General features: G+C 58.6%; 18 protein-coding genes. 6 read left to right on the top strand and 12 right to left on the bottom strand.

The annotated features are described in order from the left end of the window. Positions 1 to 41: 41 nt before the first annotated feature. Positions 42 to 977 (bottom strand): SGNH/GDSL hydrolase family protein, encoded by a 936-nt coding sequence (locus ACVWZ1_RS05745; protein ID WP_457502805.1) that lies wholly within the window; start codon positions 975 to 977, stop codon positions 42 to 44. 184 nt (positions 978 to 1161) lie between these two features. On the opposite strand from ACVWZ1_RS05745, the gene ACVWZ1_RS05750 reads away from it, so the two are divergent. The 3 genes from ACVWZ1_RS05750 to purD all read left to right on the top strand — a co-directional run bounded on the left by ACVWZ1_RS05750 (position 1162) and on the right by purD (position 5108). Further along, positions 1162 to 2451, top strand: a complete 1290-nt coding sequence (locus tag ACVWZ1_RS05750) for an HD domain-containing protein (RefSeq protein ID WP_414342966.1) — start codon at positions 1162 to 1164, stop codon at positions 2449 to 2451. 83 nt (positions 2452 to 2534) lie between these two features. Further along, entirely contained in the window at positions 2535 to 3710 is a 1176-nt protein-coding gene (locus ACVWZ1_RS05755; protein WP_414383000.1) for a glycosyltransferase, read from the top strand. Positions 3711 to 3812: 102 nt separating this feature from the next. Then, a complete protein-coding gene (purD, locus tag ACVWZ1_RS05760) occupies positions 3813 to 5108 on the top strand; it encodes a phosphoribosylamine--glycine ligase (RefSeq protein ID WP_457502806.1) in 1296 nt (431 codons plus the stop codon). Positions 5109 to 5753: 645 nt separating this feature from the next. Here purD and ACVWZ1_RS05765 read toward each other — a convergent pair. From ACVWZ1_RS05765 to ACVWZ1_RS05815, 11 genes are all read right to left on the bottom strand, one after another. After that, positions 5754 to 6242, bottom strand: a complete 489-nt coding sequence (locus tag ACVWZ1_RS05765; protein WP_457502807.1) for a nitrate reductase associated protein — start codon at positions 6240 to 6242, stop codon at positions 5754 to 5756. After that, positions 6223 to 8403, bottom strand: a complete 2181-nt coding sequence (locus ACVWZ1_RS05770) for a molybdopterin oxidoreductase family protein (RefSeq protein ID WP_457502809.1) — start codon at positions 8401 to 8403, stop codon at positions 6223 to 6225. The genes ACVWZ1_RS05765 and ACVWZ1_RS05770 overlap by 20 nt, the downstream gene beginning before the upstream one ends. A gap of 96 nt (positions 8404 to 8499) precedes the next feature. Next, positions 8500 to 9033, bottom strand: coding sequence for a Uma2 family endonuclease (locus ACVWZ1_RS05775; RefSeq protein ID WP_457502811.1), 534 nt, complete (start codon positions 9031 to 9033; stop codon positions 8500 to 8502). 33 nt (positions 9034 to 9066) lie between these two features. Next, on the bottom strand, positions 9067 to 9909 hold the full coding sequence (locus ACVWZ1_RS05780) for an ABC transporter ATP-binding protein (protein ID WP_457502829.1): 843 nt from the start codon (positions 9907 to 9909) through the stop codon (positions 9067 to 9069). A gap of 38 nt (positions 9910 to 9947) precedes the next feature. Continuing rightward, positions 9948 to 11939 carry a nitrate ABC transporter ATP-binding protein gene (locus ACVWZ1_RS05785; protein ID WP_457502812.1) on the bottom strand — a complete coding sequence of 664 codons (1992 nt, stop codon included), beginning with the start codon at positions 11937 to 11939 and terminating at the stop codon, positions 9948 to 9950. Between the two features lie 72 nt (positions 11940 to 12011). Further along, a complete protein-coding gene (gene ntrB / locus ACVWZ1_RS05790) occupies positions 12012 to 12971 on the bottom strand; it encodes a nitrate ABC transporter permease (protein WP_457502813.1) in 960 nt (319 codons plus the stop codon). 160 nt (positions 12972 to 13131) lie between these two features. Then, positions 13132 to 14454, bottom strand: coding sequence for a CmpA/NrtA family ABC transporter substrate-binding protein (locus ACVWZ1_RS05795; protein WP_457502815.1), 1323 nt, complete (start codon positions 14452 to 14454; stop codon positions 13132 to 13134). A gap of 61 nt (positions 14455 to 14515) precedes the next feature. Further along, a complete protein-coding gene (locus ACVWZ1_RS05800; RefSeq protein WP_457502816.1) occupies positions 14516 to 16063 on the bottom strand; it encodes a ferredoxin--nitrite reductase in 1548 nt (515 codons plus the stop codon). 192 nt (positions 16064 to 16255) lie between these two features. Continuing rightward, complete coding sequence (locus tag ACVWZ1_RS05805; RefSeq protein WP_457502817.1) at positions 16256 to 17404, bottom strand: CAP domain-containing protein; 1149 nt, start codon at positions 17402 to 17404, stop codon at positions 16256 to 16258. 16 nt (positions 17405 to 17420) lie between these two features. Further along, positions 17421 to 17576 (bottom strand): hypothetical protein, encoded by a 156-nt coding sequence (locus ACVWZ1_RS05810; RefSeq protein ID WP_168173315.1) that lies wholly within the window; start codon positions 17574 to 17576, stop codon positions 17421 to 17423. A gap of 267 nt (positions 17577 to 17843) precedes the next feature. After that, the gene (locus ACVWZ1_RS05815) at positions 17844 to 18329 is read right to left on the bottom strand and encodes an ureidoglycolate lyase (RefSeq protein ID WP_457502818.1); all 486 of its coding nucleotides are present in this window, start codon (positions 18327 to 18329) and stop codon (positions 17844 to 17846) included. Positions 18330 to 18544: 215 nt separating this feature from the next. On the opposite strand from ACVWZ1_RS05815, the gene ACVWZ1_RS05820 reads away from it, so the two are divergent. From ACVWZ1_RS05820 to ACVWZ1_RS05830, 3 genes are all read left to right on the top strand, one after another. Continuing rightward, positions 18545 to 19336, top strand: a complete 792-nt coding sequence (locus ACVWZ1_RS05820; RefSeq protein ID WP_457502819.1) for a hypothetical protein — start codon at positions 18545 to 18547, stop codon at positions 19334 to 19336. 226 nt (positions 19337 to 19562) lie between these two features. Then, positions 19563 to 20204: an ABC transporter permease gene (locus ACVWZ1_RS05825; RefSeq protein ID WP_457502820.1), complete on the top strand. Its 642-nt coding sequence runs from the start codon at positions 19563 to 19565 to the stop codon at positions 20202 to 20204. A gap of 18 nt (positions 20205 to 20222) precedes the next feature. Continuing rightward, a complete protein-coding gene (locus tag ACVWZ1_RS05830) occupies positions 20223 to 23213 on the top strand; it encodes an ATP-binding protein (protein WP_457502822.1) in 2991 nt (996 codons plus the stop codon). The last annotated feature ends 87 nt before the right edge of the window (positions 23214 to 23300 follow it).

Consider the following 23300-nt stretch of genomic DNA (forward strand, 5'->3'; position numbering starts at 1 on the left):
CGTCTAAGCGCCTTTGGGATCCCTTGCCCGGTGCAGGGATCCTATTGTGCCGGCCTGTACCCATCTGCGAGAAAACCTCGGAGGGCGGATTCTGCCGCCGCATCTGGTTGCAGGGATCCCACCTCGCTAAAGGGAGGGCAGCGGGGTTGGGGAGGGAGCGGTTGCCGAAAGGCGCTTAAGAAGGCATCGGCCAAATCGGCGTAGCCCCGGTCGTTGGGGTGAAACCCGTCGGCCAGCGGGCCGGGAAAGAAGGACTCGCGTCGGTAGGAGCGGGGATCGCAGAGCAAGTCCACCACTGGGATCCCCTGTTGGCTTAAGGGGTTGATGGCCCGTTGCGTGAGGCCAACCGAGATCAGGGAGAGCAGTTGGCGCACGCTGCTGGGTTGCTGCTGACCCAGAGGAATCAGGGCGAAGTTGGGCAGGTTGGCCACCGCCAGGCGAGCTTGAGGGGCACGGGCACGCACCGCTTGCAGCAGGGTTTGGTAATCGGCGGCGAATTGTCGGATCTGCTGATCGACGAAGGGCAAGGGATCCTCACCTTGGAGAGCCCGTTGAGCCGCCGCCAGAGCGATGGCGTTGGTATCGTTTCCGCCCACCCAAATGGTGATCAGGGTGGCATCGGGGGGAAGGCGCGGCACTTGATCCTGCAGCAAATTGGCCGGGATCCCCTGCCTCAGGGCTTGCATGGCGGGGCTGAGCACCGCTCCCGAACGGCCCAGGTTGATAAGCTCCACTGGGCCGGGCAGCAAGCGAGCCAGGCGGGGCACATAGCCCGTTCCATTGGGGCAGTCCAGGGGCTCTGAGCGCTGGGGTCGAGTGCCGGCGGCGTTGGCTGGGCCATCACAGGAAATGGAGGCGTTGTAGCCAACGGCATCGCTGGCTCCCAGGGCAACGTAGCGGGTGAGGGTAGGTGGGCTGGGCACAACAGGGGATCCAGAACTGGCAGAGCAGGCGGTTAGCCCCAAACTGAGTATCAAAATCAGCAGGGAGAGGAGGAACACCCAGCTGTCTTGTTGTCTTGGAGTCGAGTTTTCTGGGGTTCGGGTGCTGGCATCCTTTGCAGAGAGAGGCATGGGAAAGCGGGCATAGATAGGGCGAGGCGGGAAGCACCCCCAGACAGGCTAGCCAAGGATCCCAAAATTGGCGAGGTATGGTGGGAGTATGCCGCTACGGTTTTGCAAGTCCCGCACCTACCACGATCCCCTGCATGGCGCCATCAGCCTGAATGGAGGGGACGCGGTTGAGGCTCTGCTCATTCGCCTGATCGATACACCGGCCTTTCAGCGGCTGCGCCGCATTCGCCAGTTGGACACGGCCTTTTTTACCTTCCACGGGGCAGAGGGATCCCGCTTTACCCATTCGGTGGGGGTGCTGCAGGTAACGCGGCGGCTGTTCGACAAATTGGCCCATCGCCACCCGGAGCTGCGTCCCTATCGGGCGGTAACCTTGGCCTCGGCTCTGCTGCACGACATTGGCCATGCCCCTTTTAGCCATGCCGGGGAAGAGATCTTCGGCTGCCGGCACGAGGTTTGGACGGCCCGCATTCTCCGGGAGGATCCCCAGGTGAGGACGCTGCTGGCGGAGTTTGATTCCCAACTGCCGGCCCAGATGCAGCAAGTGCTGCAGAAGCAGTTTCCCCTGCCGCTGGTGGGGCAACTCATCTCCAGCCAACTGGACTGCGACCGCTTCGATTACCTGATGCGGGATAGCCTGCTCACGGGTGCCCAATACGGCCACCTGGACTTGGATCGCATCCTAACGGTGCTGGATTATGACCCGGAGACGGGATCCCTGTCCATCCCCGCCCGCAAAGGCCTGGGGGCCATCGAGCACTACCTGGTGGTGCGCTATTTCATGTACACCCAGGTGTACCAGCACCCCAAGAGCCTCTGTGCCCGTTTTATCTTGGAGCGGCTATTCAGGCGGGCAGAGGCGCTCCTGCAAAGGGGGGAGATTGAGCTGGATCCCATCCTCAGCGCTTGGTGCTGGGCCTCGCTGGCGGCTCAAAAAGGGGATCCCTTCGAGTTGCCGCTCCCCCTCTACTTGGCTGCCGACGATATCATCTTCAGCTACCCCATGCGCCTCTGGGCCATGTCGGGGAAGGATCCCATCTTGGCGGATCTGTCGCGGCGCTACTTGGAGCGGGATTTGTTCAAGGCCCGCAACATTACCCAGTTGTCTGAGGAGCAACGCCAAACCCTGGTGGCCGCCGTGCAGGCCAAAATGCTGCGGGATGGGCTGGATCCTGAAAGTTACTTGGGCATCCGCTCTGCCCATGTCCAGGGCTATAGCTTTTATGACCAAGGGATCCAGCTCAAAACCGAGCGTGGCTATGAAGAAATTGCCCATCTTTCCCCTTTGGTGCGTGCCTTGGTGGAAACCCAGCGCCAGGTCTGGCTAATCTTTCCCCGGCCCTATGGCGATATCGTAGAGGGGGTTTTGTCTGCCTAGAAAATCATTGGGCCATCCCAGAGCTAGAGCATTAGAGGTGGGAATCTGTTCCTGAGCACATCTAAACAACGAGGGAAGCAGGAGTGGGGATCCGAGAAATCCTAACGGGGGTATTGTCCTTAACAGCTTTGGCGATTGCCCTAGTGGCTCTGCAACTGAGGCGAGCGTTGCGGGCTTCCCCCTGGCTGAGGGATCCCCCGGCGGAACAGGCAGGGGAAATCGCGGCCGGGATGGAGCGGCTGGCGGTGATCGTGCCCGCCTACAACGAGGCCGAGAACGTGGTGGGCTGCCTGAGCAGCATTCTGGACAGCACCTCTGCCCCTTTACAGGTGTGGTTGGTGGACGATGAATCCACGGATGCCACCTGGGAGCTGGCCCAAGCCCTGGCCGCCGAACGGCAAGATCCGCGCCTACACCTGCTCAAGGGGGATCCCCGTCCCAAAGGCCAAAGGTGGGTGGGCAAAAACTGGGCCTGTGCCCAAGCCGTCGCCCGCGTAGAAGCCGACTACTTGCTGTTTCTGGATTGCGACGTGCGGCTGGGATCCGGTGCCATTGAAGCGGCCTTAGGACATTTGCTGGCAAGCGGCAGCGGCTTGGTGAGTGTAGGGCCGCAATTGGTGTGCGGTTGCCTAGCGGAGTGGCTGGTGCAACCCATCATGATGACCATCCTGGCGGTGGGTTACAACTTTGCCGCCGTGAACGATCCCGACAACCCCAAAGCCTTTGCCTTTGGTCCCTTCCTGCTGTTTCGCCGCTCTGCCTACGAGCAAGTTGGCGGACATGCCGGAGTGGCCGATGTGGTGATCGAGGATGTGGCCCTGGGGCAACGGATCAAAGCCCAGGGGTTGGGCCTGCAAATTTGCCTGGGAGGGCCGCGGGTGCGCAGCCGCATGTATGCCAACGGGGCTGCCCTTTGGGAAGGGTGGACCAAAAACTGGTTCCTGGGCCTGGAGCGCAACTGGGCCTTGGCGGTGTTGGCAATGGGTACGGTCTTGGGGATCTGCAGCTTGCCCTGGTTGGGGGTGATCCTGGCTGGGGCTACGGGATCCCTGGAGGTGCTGTTGGCCAGCTTGGCAGGGATCCTGGCCCAATTGGCCATCCGGCTTCTGCTCCGGCATTGGGCGCATCTGCCCCTCTGCTACTGGTGGCTAACGGCAGTGGGGGGTTGGGCGACAGCGGCCATCATCTTGGCTTCGGCCATCCGCACCACCACCGGCCGCAACTGGACTTGGCGGGGCCGTTCTCTCGCCGTCCACTGACCGGAGTGCGCCAACACCCCAGAAATGGTACAAGAACATGGTCTAATGGGGGATGTTCGGAAAACAGGCAAGCTGGGTTTAGAAACAGCGGAATAGCACACCATGCAGGCTCTGGTCATCGGATCTGGGGGGCGAGAACACGCCCTGGCCTGGAAGCTGTTGCAGTCTCCCCAGGTTACTCGGATCTACTGTGCCCCCGGCAACGGCGGCATGCAGCAGCTGCCCCGCTGTCAATCCGTGGCTTTGGCGGCTACCGACATCGAAGGGCTGGTGCGGTTTGCCACCGTACAAGGGATCCGCCTGACGGTGGTAGGGCCAGAGCTGCCCTTGGTGCAGGGGATCGTGGACGCCTTCCAGGCAGCAGGGTTGCCCATTTTCGGGCCTAGCCGCGTCGCTGCCCAACTGGAAGGAAGCAAACTCTGGGCTAAGCAATTGATGCAAGAGGCGGGGATCCCGACTGCTCGCGCTACCGGCTTTGCTGAGCTATCTGCCGCTGTGGCCTATCTCGACTCCCAGAGTTTCCCAGTGGTCATCAAAAAAGACGGACTGGCTGCCGGCAAGGGGGTAACCGTTGCCCAAAACCGGGAAGAAGCCGTGCAAGCCCTGGAAGCAGCCCTGGCCAAGCCGGGCGATCAGGTGCTGATCGAGGAGTTTATCCCCGGCCAGGAGGTGTCGGTTTTGGCTCTAACCGATGGCCAGATCTGTGTGCCGCTGCCACCTGCCCAGGACTACAAGCGCCTTGGCGAGGGCGATACTGGCCCCAACACCGGCGGCATGGGAGCTCATGCCCCTGCGGATCACCTGGTCACTCCAGAAGGGTTGGCCCGCATCCAAACCCAGATCCTGGATCCCACCCTGGAGGCTTTGCAACGACGGGGCATCCGCTACCAGGGGGTGATCTATGCCGGTTTGATGATCACGCCCAGTGGGGATCCCTACGTGTTGGAGTACAACTGCCGCTTTGGGGATCCCGAAGCTCAAGTCCTCCTGCCCTTGCTGGAAAACCCTTTGGACGAGGTGCTGCTGGCCTGTATAGAAGGACGGCTGGCCCAAATCCAGCTCAAATGGAAACCCGGCTATGCCGCCTGCGTGGTGATGGCAGCCCCAGGCTATCCCGATGCCTACGAGCGAGGGATCCCCATCTCCGGCTTGGATGCAGCTGCCACCACGGGGGCGTTGGTGTTTCATGCGGGTACCCGCCAGGCAGGCAAGCAGCTCCTGAGCGATGGCGGGCGCGTTCTCTGTCTTACCGGCCAAGGGGCAACCCTATCCGAGGCCCTGCGCCAAGCCTACGCAGCTGTGGAGCAAGTGCAGTTTCCCAAGGCCTACTACCGTTCTGACATCGGCAGCCACGCCCTGGGGCCTGCCGTCCGCCGAGGAGTGATCCCTACCCCATAAAGCCATCCCTTGCCCTCTCAGCTGCAGCCGGATGGAAGAAGCCCCAGAGGGGTCGCTCCTCCAGGGCCCATAAAGCAGCTTTGAAAAAAGCTTTGATGCTTAGACGATAGCGCTTTCGGTAACAAGACGGCAACAGTGATATCAAAAGCTCAACTTTACTTTAGATTCCTTAACAATAGCCCTCTGCTTTGACTAGGCACGGATATTGCTGAGCTGAGTCTCTCCCCTCTCGAGGGGGATCCCCCATTAGCCCACTTGAACTGTTGCGGACCCGGATCCCCTAGAGCAGGCATTTCCTCTCCCAGGGTGGAAGAGGGGTTGGGGGTGGTCGTCTGGGGCAGCGCATGGCAGAGGAGCATGACTCTAGTCAATAATAAGCTCAACTATACTGAAAATAATGTATAATATGTTCAGTACGGATTACTACCAGTTGATCTTTCTGTTTACTTTCGAGTCTGCCAACATGGTAGCCAAAGCAAAGCAGAAAATTGGTAGTAAGACGACACGGAAACTGCGCTTTGGGTATTCTACTCAAAGCTTTGCGGGATACCGCCATTCTGTTTGGAAACAAACAGAATGCTATCGCTGCATAGTTGAACAGTGATGTTCAGCAGTGTTCAGCGTAAATGTATCAGACTATCTCTCTCAAATAGATTCAGAGTAACTGCAATCACCATCCCTCGCCATCTTCAGGCCAAACTCTCGCAGAGCGGGCAAGAAATTTTTGTTTTCGTGATGGGATCGGCTCAACTTCAGCAAGGCAAATCTCTGGATATCGTGCAAGTTTCTCCAGAAATCGAGGGCAAGCCGGATCCCCAGGTCTTGAGCTTTTTGTTGGACAGCCATTGGGATCTGGTGCGGATTTTGCCATTCAGGCTGGGGGTCAATGGGAATCTCTTGCGCCTCTTCGTGGCAGATGGAGCGAACCAAATGGCGCAGATGGTTGCGGAGTTCTTCTAGATCCTGTGGAGATTCAGAGGGCCAATCAACACACTTCCGCCGCTCTTCTAAGGAAAACTTGGCCCATTGATGAAGCTTGAGCTTGATCCCGCACAAATCCAGCTTCAGGCGTAAGCTCATGGGGATGCATCGCAGAGAGTCGGCAAAATCTTGCTCAAACTGAAACAGAGCCATGGAAATCTCCGTTAGGATACCTGAGAGGATTGCTTGATGGTGGATCGGCTTTCTCAAGAGCAACGGCGCAGGCTTTTAATTCCGGCTGTCCGGAATCAGGGCAACTGATGTCATGGGTGAGGGCATTACACTCGGCTTGTTCTGCCCAGAGGGATCCCCAGTGCATGGGTACAAATAGCGTACCGGGAGCAATGTTGGCAGTTATCTTGGCCGGGAAATAGGCCCGCCCGCGGGCAGAACGCACCTGAACCCAATCTCCATCTTGGATGCCCAGTTTTTCCGCATCGCGAGGATGGATTTCAATAAAGGGTTGGGGGTGCATGTGCTTGATTTTTTCAATCCTGCCGGTGCGGGTTTGGGTGTGCCAATGGCCGTAAAGCCTGCCCGTGGTTAATACGTAGGGAAACTGGGGATCCGGCGGCTCTGCTAGGCCACGGGAAGGGTGGGGGATAAAGCGGGCGCGGCCATCGGGGGTCGGGAAACGCCAATCTGTGTAGAGGCGAGTGGACTTAGGGGCCGAGGTTCTTTCTTTGGGATAAGGCCATTGCTGAGGGCCTTGTTCTGCCAAAAGGGCATGGCTGAGGCCGGAGTGATCGCAGAGGCGATTTGCGGTAAGGGCGGCAAATTCTGCATAAACCTCTGCCGCGGTTTGGAAGGAAAATTGTGCTGCAAAGCCCAACCTGCGCCCCACTTCAGCAAAGATCTCCCAATCGGGTCGGGCCTCGCTAGGGGGATCTCGAAAGGCTTGACAAAGGGTAACCCTGCGCTCGGAGTTGGTCATCACCCCGGTTTTCTCGCTCCACTGGCAGGCGGGCAAAAGCAAATGGGCATATTCTGCCGTTTCTGTAGGGTAATAAGCCTCTTGGTAAACGGTAAAGGGAGACTTTTTCAGGGCTTTTTTGACCCGTTCCAGATCGGGGAAGCTCACCAAAGGATTGGTGGCCACAATCCAAAAGAACTGCAGGGATCCCGTCTCCAGAGCGGCAATCATCTCGGTGGCCCTCAGTCCTGGGTGGGGGGAGATGGAGCCGCTGGGCAAACCCCAAGCCTGCTCCACCTCTGCCCGATGCTGGGGATGGCTCACCAGCCGATATCCCGGCAGCAGATGGGATAACCCCCCTGCCTCTCGACCACCCATGGCATTGGGCTGGCCGGTCAAGGAAAAGGGGCCGGTCCCCGGTCGGCCAATTTGCCCAGTTAGGAGATGGAGATTGATTAGGCTGGTGATCTTGGCGGTGCCCTCGCTGGACTGGTTTAGGCCCATCGACCAAAGGGAGAGAACCCTTTGGGATCCCTGCCAAAGCTTGGCTGCTTCAATCAAGTCCTCAGTTGCAATTCCACAGCGCTGGGCTACAATCTGCGGCTCATAATCGGCCAGCAAAGCTGCATATTCGGCAAAACCTTGGGTGAAGCCCTCGATAAAATCGGTAGCCATTGATCCCCACTTCAACAGCAAATGGGCAATCCCATTGAAAAGATCGATATCGGTTCCAGGACAAATTTTTAAGTGGAGATCAGCAGCTTCTGCTGTCTGAGTGCGCCGGGGATCCACTACCACTATTTTGAGGGGGGATCCGGGCTTGTGCCGCTTCTTCAAGCGATTAAAAAGAATGGGGTGGCAATCGGCGGTGTTGGTGCCCACCAGAAAAGCCAGATTGCAGAGATCGAGATCCTCGTAGCAGCAGGGGGGGCCATCGGATCCCAGGGATTGGGTGTAGGCTGAGACAGCTGAGGACATGCACAGGCGCGAGTTGGTGTCGAAATTGTTGGTTCCCAGACAGCCTTTCATCAGCTTTTGAGCAACGTAATAGTCTTCAGTGAGCAACTGCCCCGATCCATACATGGCTATGGAGTGGGGGTTGTCTTTGAGGCGGCGCAGCCGAGAAACCATCTCCTCAAAAGCCTGATCCCAAGAAATGCGGCGAAAGGGCTGATCCAAGCTCTCCCGAAACAGGGGAGAGAGCAGCCGATCTCGACCAACTGCCTCCAGAACCGTAGCCCCCTTTACACAGACCATCCCCAAGCTGGAAGGATGCTCCCGGTCGCCTCTCATTTTCCAGTCACCTGAGGCTGTCGAAACCGCCTCCAATCCACATCCCACACCGCAATAGGGACATAGGGTTTTGATGACAGCTTTTTCCGACTCCATCGCGGTCACCATGAGTTGGGATCCCTATTAAACGCCCAATTCTCTCGCATTTTGGATCCCTTAGCTGAGAAGAGCGGCAACTTGGATCTCCAAGCCAGGTAATACAACCTAGCTCTTGTCAGTGTCCTGTTCAGCTAGCCAAAGATGGCCATCTTGAGTTTGGATAAAAACGTATTTGCTTCTGGGAAAAATCAGCCAGACTTCCAGTACATCGGAGCTGAGATACTCTTGGGCTTTTAGGAAAATATCTTCTCCACAGTCGGTTGGAGAGAAGATCTCCTCAACCAGAGGATAGCTCTGCAGCAGCGTGGCAATATCCTCTCCAAATTGCTGGATTAAATCTGGAGATGAGTAGGCAGCATCAGGTCTTCTGACTCTGCCTTTGGTTTGGCCGGGAGCCTTCACCAAAACCATACCCCCCAATGGCTGACATTCAACATAACCGAGCCAACGGAAGAGAAGTCGGGTTTGGATCTTTGCATGCCCTAAGGTTTGCCCCACTTTCTCCACAATGTAGCCATCTACCCATTTGGTTTGGGCAACTGGATTGGCCAGATAGTCGGCAAGGGTTTTGGGCAAGCTAGAGAACCGCTTCTCCATTGGGAGATCGGTTGGAGCTACCTGAACCGGAGCAGCGGCCATCAACTTCCCTCCCCAAGCGTTTTGATTCCTAGCTTAATCCTCCCTATGGGCAAAGCGACGATAGAGGAAGTCAAGGGCGCGGTTGCGCAATTCGTAGAACTCGGGCATTTCCATAATGCGGGAGCGGATGCGCGGTCGCTCGAAGGGAATGGTCAAGATCTCGCCGATATGGGCAGCGGGGCCGTTGGTCATCATCACCACACGGTCTGACAAGTAGAGAGCCTCGTCGATGTCGTGGGTAATCATCAAAACTGTGCAGCGGTGATCCCGCCAAATGGCCAGCAGCTCATCTTGTAGATCTTCCTTGGTAATGGCATCCAAGGCCCCAAAAGGCTCATCCAAGAGCAAAACTTGCGGACGAACGGCAAGAGCACGGGCAATGGCTACCCTTTGCTTCATGCCTCCAGAAAGCTGCTTGGGCCGCTTGTGGGCTGCCTCTGCTAAACCTACCAATTCCAGATGTTCTTGAACAATTTCCCTTTTCTCCCGCCGGGGTTTGGTTGGGTACACCTGATCCACCACCAGATAAACATTTTCAAAGGCAGTCAGCCAGGGCAAAAGGGAATAATGTTGAAACACCATCATCCGATCCGGCCCTGGGGAGGTGATGGGCTGGCCCTTGAGGGTAATGGATCCCGAAGTGGGAGTCGAAAAACCCGCCACCATGTTGATCAAGGTGGATTTGCCGCAACCCGAGTGGCCGATAATGCAAACAAACTCACCGGCGGCCACTTCCAGATTGATATTTTCCAGCGCAACGAAGGGCCCTGCTGAGGTGAAGTAGGTCTTGCCCACATTCTGAAGACAAAGAAGGGGCAGTCCTGCAACCGGAGATGCAGAAGATAGCGGTGAGGAAGATAGGCGAGAACTGGTCATCATGGTGTTTTCCAATTGAGGGGCTAAGGTAACAAAAGCTAAACTTCGCTGAGCCGGTACTCCTGCAGCTTCAGATCCTGCCGGATGGCCACCGACTCCAGGTAAGCAACGGGATCCTCTCCGTCGAAGCGGGATCCATCGGCAAAGAGCAAAGCTCCGCGGTCATGGGCCCGATCCGGCAGGCCCAGTTCTCTGGCGGCTAGGGCGTAGGTTTCGCTGTCCAGAACTTGGTCGAGAACCGAAACCCAATTGCGGGGAAAAGGGCAGAGTCCCCAGCGAGCCATCTGCGTCAGGATCCAGAGGTGTTCCAATCTTTCCGGACAGGTGTTGCGCCCGTTGGCAAACTGGTGAAAACCGGTGAGGGCTTGGGATTCATCGGCAATTCCCCGCTGCAGAATACCCGTCCACCCCGGCTGCAGATCCTCCAGGGCCACGCCCACATACTGGGGCTGAGCCAGCCACTCCAAGATCTCAGAACGGTGCTGCGGCTGATCGCAGTAGTGACAAGCCTCCAGTAGTGCCTTGACCAGAGCTACATGGGTACGGGGGTAGTTTTGCGCCCAATCCTGGCGCACTGTCAGCACCTTTTCGATGTGGCTGGGTAAGATTTCAGGGGTGGTGGCGACGATAACCCCCACCTGTTCCCGCACGGCGCGGGAGTTCCAGGGCTCGCCCACGCAGTAGCCATCGATGTTGCCGGCCTTGAGGTGGGCCACCATCTGCGGCGGCGGGATCACGGTTAACGTGACATCCCGATCCGGATCCACCCCCGCGCTAGCCAGCCAATGGCGCAGCAAGAAGTTTTGCATTGAGGCCGGGTGCACCACCCCTAGGGTATGAACCACGTCAGGAGTTTGCCGGAGGTGTTGGCGCAGATCCCAGGGACTGAGAACACCCTGCAGGCAAAGTCTGCGCCCAAAGGTAATGGCGTTGCCGCCACGGGAGAGGGTTAGCGCGGTAATCAAAGGCACCGGAACTCCCCCTACTCCCAAGGTGGAGGCCAACGGGATCCCGGCCACCACCATAGCCGCATCCAGCCGACCAGAGCGGATCCCTTCCCAGATGGTCTTCCAGCCTGGCTCTCGCACCAGGGTGACCTGCTCCAGGCCGTACTTTTGAAACAGGCCCTTTTGCTGGGCCACCACCAGCGGGGCGCAGTCGTTGAGGGGCACAAAGCCAACCTCCAAATTGACCTTCTCCAGGCCGTGTTTGGCAATGGCCACGCGAACAGGCGTTTTTTGGCGAGCCCGCTTTTGCTGGTTGAGAAAGTAGATCATCTCTCCCCGCAGGCTGTAGTAGTCGGGGTGACGCACCACTTCCAAACGATGGCGGGGTCGAGGAAAAGGGATCCGCAAAATCTGGCCAATGCGGGCAGCGGGGCCCTGGGTCATCATCACCACCCGATCCGAAAGCAAGAGGGCCTCATCCACATCGTGGGTAACCATGACACAGGTGAGCTGCTCCGCCTGGGCAATCTCCATCAGTTGCTCCTGCAGGTTGCCGCGCGTCAAGGCATCCAGAGCGCCAAAGGGCTCATCCAACAGCAGCACCCGCGGACGGATGGCCAAAGCCCGGGCAATGGCTACCCGCTGTTTCATCCCTCCTGACAGATGGGCCGGGCGTTTATCGGCTGCCCCCTGCAACCCCACCTGGCGGATGTGCTCTTCCACAATCCGGTCCCGCTCCGCTTTGGGAAGGGATCCCAGCACCTCGTCCACGGCCAGGGCAATGTTCTCCCGCACCGTCAGCCAGGGCAGCAGGGAATAGTTCTGAAACACCACCATGCGATCTGGGCCGGGATCTGTAACTTGTCGGCCCTCCAGGAGAATGCCTCCGCGGGAAGGCTTTTCCAGGCCGGCGATGATGTTGAGTAGGGTCGATTTGCCACAGCCGGAGTGGCCAATTAGCGAGACAAATTCCCCTTTTTGGATCTCCAGGTGGATGTCTTTCAGGACAGGATAGACCTCTCCGTTGTCGAGGAGAAATTCCTTGTCGACATGATCCACTTCAATGTAAGGCTGGGTCTTCATGATTCCCCTGAGATGATTTCTGAGAGCATGGAGAAATTGTCAGCAACCAATCTAAAACTCGGCCAAGCTCATTTAGTGATCCTCAGCCACCACCAGCGAGCCAATCCAAGCCGTGATGCGATCCAGCAGAAGACCCACCATCCCGACATAGATCAAAGCCAGAATGATTTCGCTGATGCGGGAGCTATTCCAGGCATCCCAGATGAAGAACCCGATGCCCACACCGCCAATCAACATCTCCGCCGCCACAATGGCCAGCCAAGACAAGCCCACCCCAATGCGCAAGCCGGTAAAAATGTAGGGTACAGTTGCCGGGAAAACGATTTTGAAAAAGTACTTCCAGCCGGACATGCGCACAATTCTCGCCACGTTGCGGTAGTCCTGTGGGATCTGCTGTACGCCGACAACGGTGTTGATCAAAATGGGCCAGAGAGCCGTAATGAAGATTACGAAAATGGCGGAAGGGTTGGCATCTCGAAAGGCAGCCAAAGAAATCGGCAGCCAGGCCAAAGGCGGCACCGTGCGCAACACCTGAAAAATGGGATCCAAAGCCTCGTACAGCCAGCGATTGACCCCGATGATCATGCCGCCCACAACCCCTACCAGGCCAGCCAGGGCAAACCCAATGAACACCCGCCGCAAGCTGGCCCAAATTTGCCAGAACAGTCCTTTGGCATTGCCGCCATAGTCAAAAAAGGGATCTTTAATAAGGGGATCCCAGGTGTCCTGCCAAACTTGGAGAGGCGTGGGCAAATTGGCTCCGGGACGGCTGTAAATGATTTGCCAGAGAATCAGGACGAGCAAAATGGCCGTAGCGGGCAACAGAATGCGACGCAGCGCTTTGTGGATTTGGACTCTTTGCCGCCAAGCAGAAGAAGGTGCAGAACTGGCGGGAGAACCGATTCCGGTACTGGACTGAAGAACAGAACCTTGGCCGGTTTTCAGCAGCCAGTGGCCTAGGCCAACCAGTAGGGGAAGCAGGATCCGAAAGAGGTGGTAGCCCAACTGTAGGGCAGAGTGGAAAATCCTCATGGCTTGCTGGGAGTAAGGTTGAAGTCAACTTAAGAGGATCCCAAGAGAGAAGGGGTTTCAGTTGAACACTCTTTGTGGGGATTCGGGGATCCCTTCTCTCCTGGACAGAGGGCTTGCAAGGGTTTTTGCAACTTGCTCTGGAAGAATTGAGAAGATCAGGCTAGGCCAGCTTCTTAATCGCCAATTTCTCCAGGTAGGCGGCAGGATTTTCGGGATCGAACTGCACCCCGTCGAAGAAGGTTTCCACTCCTCGAGAGGTGCTGGGGGGAATGGCTGCCCCCTGACCAATGGCTTTGGCAGCTTCTCGCCAGAGTTCTTCCCGATTCACCTGCTCCACCAAGGCTTTGGTATCGGTGTCGGCAGGTAGATAGCCCCAGCGGATGTTTTCGGTCAAGAACCAGAGATCGTGGCTCTTGAAGGGGTAGGAAGCGTAGTTCTGCCAGAACTTCATCAGGTGGGGGCTGTTTTCAACGACCTTGCCGGTGCCGTAGTCAAAAGTGCCCCGAGAACGGCCCAAGATATCGGGCACAGGCACCCCCAGCCAGCGGCGGTCGCCGATGATGCGACACATCTCCTCTTTGTTTTCCATCTGGTCGCACCAGATCTGGGCTTCTAGCACCGCTTTCAACAGGGCAAGGGTGGCTTTCGGGTGCGCATCCACCCAGTCGGCCCGCAGGGCAAAGGCCTTTTCCGGGTGGCCGTTCCACAGCTCGCCGGTGGTGAGGGCACTATACCCCTCTTTTTGGTTCACCAGCTGGGCATTCCAAGGCTCGCCCACACAGAAGGCTTCCATGGTTCTGGATTTCATATTGGCCACCATCTGCGGCGGCGGCACCACAATGATGGAGACGTCGCTAGTGGGATCGATCCCGCCTGCGGCCAGCCAGTAGCGCATCCACACGTCGTGGGTACCGCCGGGGAAGGTCATCGCGCATTTGGGATCCCCGCCGGCAGCTCGGACCTCGGCAAACTTGGCCTTGAGGGGGGAACTATCCAGGCCGATTTGCAAATCCCGATATTGGTTGGAAATGCTAATGCCCTGACCGTCCAGATTGAGACGGGCCAAAATGTACATAGGCACCGGCTTGCCATCGGTAACTTTGCCGGTGGTGATGAGGTAGGGCATGGGGGTGAGGATGTGTGCCCCATCGATGCCGCCGGCGGCGGATCCCAGCACCAAGTTGTCGCGGGTGGTGCCCCAAGAGGCTTGCTTGACCACCTCCACATCTTTCATGCCGTACTTGTCAAAGAACCCCTTTTCTTTGGCGATGATCAGGGGGGCCGCGTCGGTTAGAGCGATGAACCCCAGCTTGGCGCTGGTGGTTTCGGGAGTATCGGCCTGCGCCACCCAGTAGCCTTTGCCCAAGGATTGCGATTGGGCGCGCGGGATCCCAGCCGTGGCCGCCCCAGCCGTGAGAGCAGCCACCCCGGCCAAAAATTGCCGACGGGAGACGGGAGAGGAAGTGCTGAACAGCTTAGACATCGAAACCTCCAAGATTTACAACGACGAAGAAAGAAAAACTTTCAGGACGGCAACAGAACCGCTAGCGGGTTACCAAAACAGAAGCCTGGGCGGCGGACGGATGCTGACGCGGCCTGGCCCCAAAGTGCTCCCTGAGCAACTCCACCAAGACCGGCTTGAGGTCTTCGCAAGGGATCCCTTTGCGCACGCATTCGCCCAGCTTGGCGTCTTTGCCCACCTCTCCCCCCATGTAGATGTCCACGGCCTCCACCACCCTGCCGTCCTTGCGAACGGTGGTGCCCATGAGGCCAATATCGGCCACCTGGGGTTGGCCGCAGGAGTTGGGGCAGCCCGTCCAGTGGATGCGCACCGTTTGGGGGATCTCCAGCTCCGCCTCCAGCTCCTCCATCAAGGCCACAGCCCGGTTTTTGGTCTCGATGAGGGCAAAGTTGCAGAACTGGTTGCCCGTACAGGACACCAACCCCCGCTGCAAGGGCCCTGGGTTGGGGGAGAACTTCTTCAAGAGCGGCTCTTTGAGGAGCGGGGCCACTCGGGAGTCGGGCACATTGGGGATGAGCACGTTCTGCTCCACCGTCAGCCGCAGCTCCCCGGAGCCGTACACCTCCGCCAAGCGGGCCAGCTCCATCATCTCCAGGGCGTTGAGCCGCCCCACCGGCACATGCAGGCCGACAAAGTTGAGGCCCGGCTGCTTCTGGGCATGCACCCCCAGCAGATCCCGCTTGTGCCAGACCACCTCATCTTTTTCCGCTGCCCTGAGCAGAGGGTGGCCAGTCTGGCGCTCCACAGCCGCCCGGAACTTCTCTAGGCCCCACTCGTCAATGAGCCACATCAACCGCGCCTTTTGCCGGTTGGCCCGCAGGCCGTGATCCCGGTAGACCAGCAGCACCGCCTCGCACAGAGGAACCACATCGCGGGGATCCACCCAGACATCTAGGCCAATTGCCTCGGCGCAGCGGCGAGCAGAGAAAAAGCCGCCCACCAGGACGTTGAAGCCCAGGCGGCCATTTTTGAAGGCGGGCACAAAGGCCAGGTCGTTGATCTCCGCATGCACGGAGTTGTCACGACAACCGCAGAGGGCGATGTTGAACTTGCGCGGCAGGTTGCTGAAGGAAGGGTTGCCCTCGCCGTTGTTGGTAACCATGTCCTGCACCTTGCGAGTGAGGCCGCGCACGTCGATCAGCTCGTCCGGGTCAATACCGGCCAGAGGGGATCCCGTGATGTTGCGCACGTTGTCCATGCCCGACTGGATGCTGGTCAGGCCTACCTCTTTCAGGTAGCCCAGGATCTGGGGCATTTCCTCGATGGGGATGCCCCGCAGTTGCAGGTTCTGCCGGGTGGTGATGTCGGCTACGCCCTGTTCTCCATAGGGGTGGATGATTGCGCCCAACATCCGCATTTGGCCGCTGGTTAGGATCCCATTGGGCAGGCGCAGCCGCAGCATGAACTGACCTGGGGTGCGCTTGCGAAAGAAGATCCCCAGCCACTTGAGGCGGTGATCCCGGTCGTCTTCAGGAATGTTCTCCCAACCCATCCGGGCAAACGCCTCCAGCTCGGCCTTGACCGCCAGCCCATCCTTTTCGCTTTTGAGGCGTTCAAATTGGTTCGCCATGATCGCTGCCGTGGGGTGAACACTGGCTACCCTAGCGATGACGAACCGTTAACTTTGGTATTGGCCGTTACACTTTGTAACAAGTTATGCAGTTTTGTCATTCTCGAATTGCGCTTTATGCATAAAGTCAGGCTTCTAGGAGCAGCAGACCCCTCTTTCCCCTTTGGGAAAGGGGCTGGGGGTGAGGAAAAGCTAGTTGAGAGGGTTGAAAGAGTTGAAAGGCTCCATCTGCCAGAGCAGACGGGGCGGGATCCCCAGCCCTTCGGTGAGGGGTGCGGGCCGTTCGGGGGCCTGAGGATCGCAGTCGTAGAGGGCAGTGGTGTAGCGGTAGCTGCGGGGGGGGCCACCGTTGAGGCGAATGCCGCTAATTTCAAAGGTGTAGTTGCGATTGGGCTGGATCGAACCCACGGAGTAGGTCAAAGTTTCCAGGCCAAAGGCGGGATCCCCCACGCGGAGATCTCCAACAGGCACCGGCTCGCCGCTGAGGGCATCGGTGATGCGGACTTGGGCTTGGCTGAGATCAGCCTTGCCGCCACGGCTGGGCACCGAGAAAGACCAGCGGTAGGCAGACAGGGGCTGGCCGGAAAACCCTTCTAGGCGGTAGAGGTAGCCGTCTTTCTCCGGGAAGGCGATGAACTCTGGATCTGGCACCGACTCGTCAAAACCGAAGATCCAGTTGGCGTTGGCCTGGGTCACCCGTCCAGCCCGTGGGTCAAAGACAATGCCGTAGGCCCCTTGGGCATATTGGGGATACAGGTTCCAGCGGCGATGCCCCACATCCACAAAGTTTTCTCGACCTGGCTCGGCAAAATAGATGTCCACCTGCCGCGCCAACACCCGGCCTGGATCGGGGCCGTTCAGCTCTAGGATGGGCCCAACCGCCAGGTTGCTGAAGCGGGATCCCGCCTCCCCAGCAGGGGTAAAGCAGCGCCAAGAGGGGGGCGGCTGGTGGCTGAGGGCGCCATTGGCCACCTGCATCAGGGCCGCCTGCTGAGCGGCCTCCAAGAATTCGGGATTGAGCTTCACCGGCGGCAACTCGTGCAACAGCCGCAGAAAGTTGAGCCGATCCATCATCTTTTGGGCTGCTGCTGGGGTGAGGCGACCGGGATTGCAGGTGGCAGCCTGAGGCTGCTCGGCATAGATGGGGCCGGCAAAGCTGCGGGTCTGGCGATCCAACTGGCACAAGAAACCGGCGATGGGCAGCTCCCCTGCCGGAGGGGGCCCCACCGCAGTAAGGGATCCCTCCCCACCGCCGCAGGCTGCCAACAGAAAAAGGCAGAGCAGACTCAAAACCATCCCTGCCCAGACTTGCTGCAAACTGGGCAGCCGCTGCCAAGGCATGCAAGATCCTGTGGGCTTACCGACCAGCGGGGGTGGGAGTGGGCGTGAGGCTGGGGGGACTGACGGTGCTGCTGCTACCCTCGTCGCAGGCAGACAACAGTCCCAGGCACAGGAACAGGGCCAGAGCCCCCAAGAGCTGGCGGCTCACCTTGTTGAGTTGGAGTGCGGCCATCGCAACAAACCTCCAAAACGCTGCCAGGTTTGACCCTGTTCTATCACCTGGCCCAACAAGTTGCTGTGCCGAGACTTCTGTCGGCAAGGGCAGAACTCGAACCCCAGTCAAGAAATGCTCACCCAACTCAGCCGGATCCTCTAGGGCTAGAACCTGAGTTCAGCCTCTGCCCCTTCCTATAGCGTAGCTGCGGATCCCCGCACCTCTTTCCGCGCTCAAGCGTAAAGACTACATCGATTTTTTTGCCGAGACTGCAGGGATCCGCCTTCAGGGGACGATCTGAAACTCCAGGTTGTAGGTCTGGAGCAGGTTGATCGTCTCGTGGTCGGTGAGGTTGGTGTCGGCCAGCTCCAGATTATAGAAATCGATGAACTCCTCGTGGTCGAAGTAGGGGCCGGCATGCCAAGTGCCCATCTCCAGCTTGATAAAGCGATCCCCAGGCACCCGAAAGGCTTGAATCTGATCCACGTGCAGCTCATCGGCAGGCGGTGCAACACCAATAAACCACTCCTTGCCATTCAGGGATCCCAGGCACTGGGTGCAGCGGATGTGGTGGGTGATCTGAGTAAACTTGAGGCCGCGGCGAGGCAAGCGCATGATGTAAAAGCGGGGCTGCCCTTGATTCAAGAACAACTGAGCATCTTGACTGTCGAAGGGTTTGTGATCGGGAGTGGGGCAAATGACCTGTCCGTAGGGGGCAAAGTTTTCCGGTTCAGCGAGATGGGCCTTCAGTTGGCGCAATTGGCTGGTCACCCTGCTCTTCTCCTTTGCGTTTGACGAGCTGTCTTGTGTCTCACTGTTGCCCTACAACGTGAGCACGAGGGCGTGAAGACGCAAACAGCCCAGCGAACCCCATTCTATCGAGACTTGGCCAGGCAGCTTCCCTTCTGGGAAGGGATCCCTGAGCAAGCCCAAGCTGCTCAAGGTCGCAAGTACAATGGGAAAACTTCCCAGCCTCAGCAGAGTAAATGGCGATGCAGCGGGACTTACAAGAGCTGATCATCTCCCCAGCTCAAGTTGAAAGCCTCTCTCAAGTGCCGGTGGCTTGGTTGTATCGGCCTCAGCCCGTTCGTCGCTTTAAGGATCGCCTGCGCCAGTTCTCCGCTTTCTGGGATCTCCTACGCTTGTTGCTGACGCTGGACTTGTTCTTGCGTTTCTTGACCTTCTGGACAGGGGGATCCCTACTTACCCTGGTGGGGCGGATTTGGATCCCTGGCCTACAGGCCACTTGGGGCACTTGGCTGGTGGAATGGGGGATCCTGGCGGCTATTGCCGCCCTGGGCCAAGCCTATTGGATTTTCCGCAGCCGTCGCATGCCGCTGCTGTTGAACTTGCTGGGGGAAGTGGATCGCTACAACCGAATCATCCAGGCCATCCACGTCAACGACCAGTTGGTGGAAGCGGGCAACCCCGAGGTGAAGCTGGCCCAGAGGGCTGAGGTGATCGAAGCGCTGAAGCTGACCCGGGCCGATCTCATTCGCGCCTTGAAAACCGAACGGATCTTGCGGCAAAACGAAGACTTGATCGAGCAGCAGAGCGAGTTCTTCGGCGATAACTTGGCAGCCTTGACAGCTCTGCAGGTGAGCGAGCAGGCTAGCGAACAGGGGCGAATCCTGGAGGCTGCTTTACAGATTGCTCTGCAGGTGCGCTCGCAAATCCGCCGTTTGCAAGAGCGAGAAGCCAACCACCCCCCAAACAGGGATCCAGACAAGATTGAGAAAGATCAGCAGGATAGAGATGGCAACTCAGATGGGCAGTGAAACAGATGGTTATTTTTGTCGGCAGGCGGCGCTGTGGGTTCTAATCCTTGGGAGAAAGTTGAGGTTGATTGCACCGCGTTAGCAGGTCGGAGACCGAAATTGGAGTGACCCCATCTCCCTGATTGGTGCTAAATCCCCGCTCTGCACTATTCCGCACTGTCAAGATCGCCTGCCGGCGCTACACTGGGGCTTGTCTTGGATCCCTCTGTCATCCACACACCTCTAGATGAGCCTTTTGGCCCGCTCCCTGGCCTACGCCCAGAGCCACAGCGACACGCTGTTTCAAGCCTTCGTCCAACACCTGCAACTGGTGGCGGTGCCTTTGGGAATGGGGCTGCTGTTGGGCTTGCCGCTGGGTTTTTTCAGCTCCCGCTCCCAGATGCTTTCTCTGGTGGTGATCAATGCGTTCAGCAGCCTGCGGGTGATTCCCAGCTTAGCCATTTTGTTTTTGGCCATCCCCTATTTTGGCCTTAGCTTCCGTTCGGCAGTCGTCGCGCTAACCCTCCTGGCTTTGCCCCCCATTCTGATCAGCACGGATGTGGCCTTCCGCAGCCTTGAGCCGGCCCTGCGGGAAGCTGCCCTGAGCATGGGCATGACCCCTGCCCAGGTGTTGCGACATGTGGAGATCCCTTTGGCCTTGCCGGTGATCTTGGCCGGTGTTAAAACGGCTACCATTGAGGTGATTGCCAGTGCTACTCTGGCAGCGTTTATCGGCGCAGGAGGGCTGGGTACTTTCATTACCCTAGGGTTTGCTCTCTATGACAACGCCATCTTGCTGGTGGGGGCGGTTCCAGTGGCCCTTCTGGCCATTGCAGCGGAAGTTGGCCTGGGGGCTTTGCAGCGGGCTTTGGAACCTCCCCGAGCTTGAGGTTTTGCGAGGGATCCCATGCTGTCTTCCTCTAGTTCTTCTGAAGTGCGATCCCGGTGGCCTTTCCGCTCCATTCCTTTGCGGGTGGCGCTGCTGCTGCCCCTGCTGCTGGCAGTGGTGGGGGGGGTGGGCGGGGTAGCCCATCTCTCCTGGCAGGGCGGGCGACACCTGGCGCTGCGCTTGACGGAGCAACTGAGGCGGGAAGTTACCGACCGCACCGAAGAGCATCTTGCCAGATATTTGCAAATTCCCCTTCAGATCAATGCCCTCAATCAAGGGGCAGTGAGGGGGGGGCTGCTGCCCGATTTGACAACCCCCAGCCGAGCCGATCTAGAGGTGCTGGAAGCTCACTTTGCCCGCCAGTTGCAGCTCTTTCCTGAGCTCGGCTATATCGGCTTTGTCTCGGCTCAAGGGGGGTTCGTGATCGCCCGCCGCCACGCCGACGGATCAATTTGGACTTACCATACACTCGGCCTGTTGCCGGGATCCGCCCAGGGCCGCCAACGGGATCCAGAGACAGGGGATCCCACAGGGTTCACTCGCCGGTTGGGCTTTGTGGATCTGAGGCAGTTGTTCTGGTTTCCCCAGCTCCTGCAGTCGGAAGGGATCCGCGACACTTGGGTGGCAACCCGATTTTTTGCCGAGTCTTCCACCCAGGAGGCGGAGCGGCTGATCGTGACGTCCCTATCCCTGACCGACTCGGGGGGGCGGGTTTACGGCAGCTTAGTGGCTTCCCTGTCCATTCAGCAGCTTCAGGCTTTTCTGGAACGAGTACAAGGCAGCTCTGCTGTGGGGGTGAGCTTTCTGCTGGACGAAGAGGGGCAAGTGGTAGCCAGTACGGCGGGGCCTGCTCCCCATCCGCTGCTGGTGGCCGTGCAAGAGCAGGTGGGCTCCTGGGAGACGGCCTCTTCTCAGAATTCGCTGCGCCTCGTGGTTGGCGGGATCCCCTACTGGGTGGAGGTGGAGTCCGTTCAGAGTGAAGGGAGGCTGGGCTTTTATTTTGTGCATGGGATCCCAGAGGCAACCCTTCTGGCCAAAGTCCATCGGAGCGCCCAACAGGCTGCGCTGCTGGGGGGTGGGCTATTGCTGAGCATGCTGGGGACAGGGATCCTCCTCGGCGAAGCTCTCTCCCGTCCCCTGCGCCGCCTCACCCAAATCGCCGAGCAATTTATCCAAAGCGGCTTCCAGCCCTGGCCTCCTTTGGATCCCGGCCCCATCCAGGAGGTGCAGACGCTAACCAAAGCCTGGCAGCAGGCGGCAGCAGCTCAGCAGGCCCTGCTGGATCGTCTCTGGCAGCAGCAGCAAGAATACCGCGCCGTGGTGGAACAGCAGACGGAGCTCATTTGTCGCTTTCGGCCCGATACCTGCATCACCTATGTCAATCCTGCCTATTTGCGCTTCTTCGGTCGGCGGGCAGAGGAGGTGGTGGGCCAACCTTGGCGGGATCGGCTGCCGGAAGAAGAGCAGGCTAAGGTGTTGCAAGCTTTTGCTGCTCTCACGCCTGAGCATCCTTTCTACTGCAGCGAGCGGGAGTATCCCGGAGAAAACGGCCAGTCCCGCTGGATTAGCTGGGTAGATCAGGGCATTTTCGACAGCCAAGGCCGCTTGGTGGAGATCCTATCGGTGGGGCGGGAGATCACCGAGCAAAAGCGGGCAGAACAACAGCTGCAAGCCCTCAACCGGGAGCTAGAAGCCCAGGTGGAGCTGCGCACGGCCAAGCTGCAGCAAGCCTTGCATTTTGAGGGGGTGCTGCGCGCCATCAGCAGCCGGATGGTGGTCAGCCTAAACGAGGGGGAAATTCTTGAAGAAGTGGTCAGAGCCCTTGCCGAAGCGCTAAGCCTGACCTGCTGCCAAATCCTGCTGCTCAAGGACTCCGTCCGAGTAGCGCGAACAGAAGATGGGTCAACCTGGATCCCTGGCTACTGCTACTCCCCCTCTCTCTCTTCTGACGTGGCTCAAGATGGCGGGGCGGATCCCTTGCATGGGCCAGACTACGCCAGTGACCCGGAGTTCCTGCGCCTGCTGCAGTCCCATTCTTCCTCACAGCAGAAATGGGAAATCCACTGCTGTTGTCGGAAGGAAGGACGCTGGGTGCGGCTGCTGGCCTGCACCCTTTGGGACAAAGAGAAGCGGCTGGGAGCTTTGCTGTTGGAGCGGCTGCCGGAGCAAGAGTTTTCCGAAGACGAGATTCAACTGGCCTATCAGGTGGCCAACCTATGTGCCCTGGCCATCCGCCAAGCCCGTTTGTACCAAGCAGCCCAAGCGCAGGTGAAGGAATTGGAGCGGCTGAATCTGCTGAAGGATGATTTCCTCAGCACCGTCTCCCACGAGCTGCGCACCCCCATGACCAATGTGCGCATGGCCTTGCAAATGCTGCGAATGACCCGCGATAACCCCGAGAAACAGCGGCACTACTTCACCATTGCCCTGAAAGAGTGCAACCGGCAAATCGAGCTCATTAACGACCTGCTGGATATGCGACGGCTGGGAGCCGGGACGTATCTGCTGCAACCAGAGAATATTTTTCTGCCGCGGTATTTACAAGATTTGCTGGCCGGGGCTCAGCCTTTGGCCCAAGCCAAACATCAACACCTGCAACTGCACCTGGAGGCAGGGATCCCCTCGCTTTGGGCCGACCCCACCTGCTTGGGGCGCATTCTGCGCGAGCTGCTGCACAACGCCATCAAGTACACGGCCCCCGAGGGATCCATCCACCTGCGGGTTGTCTCAGAAGGAGAGGGGATCCTCTTCGTCTGCAGCAACAGCAGCGAGATCCCAGAGCCAGAGCTGCCCCGCATCTTTGAAAAGTTTTACCGGATCCCGCAATCGGATCGCTGGAAGCACGGCGGCACCGGCCTGGGGCTGGCTTTGGTGAAGCAACTGGTGGAGCATATGGGGGGGAATATCTCCGTCAACAGCTCGGATGGATGGACGCATTTCCAAGTTTGGTTGCCCCAAGGTGAGGATCCTGCTCCGCCATTGCCCGGCCCACCCCCTAATGTCAGCTAGAAATCGCAGGAGCCCCGCACTGTACCCGTAGGGTCAGTGTCGGGAGGAATGCGGAAGTTATGATAGAACCATGACCCAAGTCCTGAC

The organism is Thermostichus sp. MS-CIW-25 (assembly GCF_054060015.1).

Coding starts and splice junctions, on each gene's coding strand:
- ACVWZ1_RS05825 (WP_457502820.1), top strand. CDS start 19,563: ATGAGCCTTTTGGCCCGCTCCCTGGCCTACGCCCAGAGCCACAGCGAC.
- ACVWZ1_RS05795 (WP_457502815.1), bottom strand. CDS start 14,454: ATGTCTAAGCTGTTCAGCACTTCCTCTCCCGTCTCCCGTCGGCAATTT.
- ACVWZ1_RS05830 (WP_457502822.1), top strand. CDS start 20,223: ATGCTGTCTTCCTCTAGTTCTTCTGAAGTGCGATCCCGGTGGCCTTTC.
- ntrB (WP_457502813.1), bottom strand. CDS start 12,971: ATGAGGATTTTCCACTCTGCCCTACAGTTGGGCTACCACCTCTTTCGG.
- ACVWZ1_RS05820 (WP_457502819.1), top strand. CDS start 18,545: ATGGCGATGCAGCGGGACTTACAAGAGCTGATCATCTCCCCAGCTCAA.
- ACVWZ1_RS05750 (WP_414342966.1), top strand. CDS start 1,162: ATGCCGCTACGGTTTTGCAAGTCCCGCACCTACCACGATCCCCTGCAT.
- ACVWZ1_RS05810 (WP_168173315.1), bottom strand. CDS start 17,576: ATGGCCGCACTCCAACTCAACAAGGTGAGCCGCCAGCTCTTGGGGGCT.
- ACVWZ1_RS05800 (WP_457502816.1), bottom strand. CDS start 16,063: ATGGCGAACCAATTTGAACGCCTCAAAAGCGAAAAGGATGGGCTGGCG.
- ACVWZ1_RS05765 (WP_457502807.1), bottom strand. CDS start 6,242: ATGGCTCTGTTTCAGTTTGAGCAAGATTTTGCCGACTCTCTGCGATGC.
- ACVWZ1_RS05780 (WP_457502829.1), bottom strand. CDS start 9,909: ATGACCAGTTCTCGCCTATCTTCCTCACCGCTATCTTCTGCATCTCCG.
- ACVWZ1_RS05770 (WP_457502809.1), bottom strand. CDS start 8,403: ATGGTGACCGCGATGGAGTCGGAAAAAGCTGTCATCAAAACCCTATGT.
- ACVWZ1_RS05775 (WP_457502811.1), bottom strand. CDS start 9,033: ATGGCCGCTGCTCCGGTTCAGGTAGCTCCAACCGATCTCCCAATGGAG.
- ACVWZ1_RS05805 (WP_457502817.1), bottom strand. CDS start 17,404: ATGCCTTGGCAGCGGCTGCCCAGTTTGCAGCAAGTCTGGGCAGGGATG.
- purD (WP_457502806.1), top strand. CDS start 3,813: ATGCAGGCTCTGGTCATCGGATCTGGGGGGCGAGAACACGCCCTGGCC.
- ACVWZ1_RS05785 (WP_457502812.1), bottom strand. CDS start 11,939: ATGAAGACCCAGCCTTACATTGAAGTGGATCATGTCGACAAGGAATTT.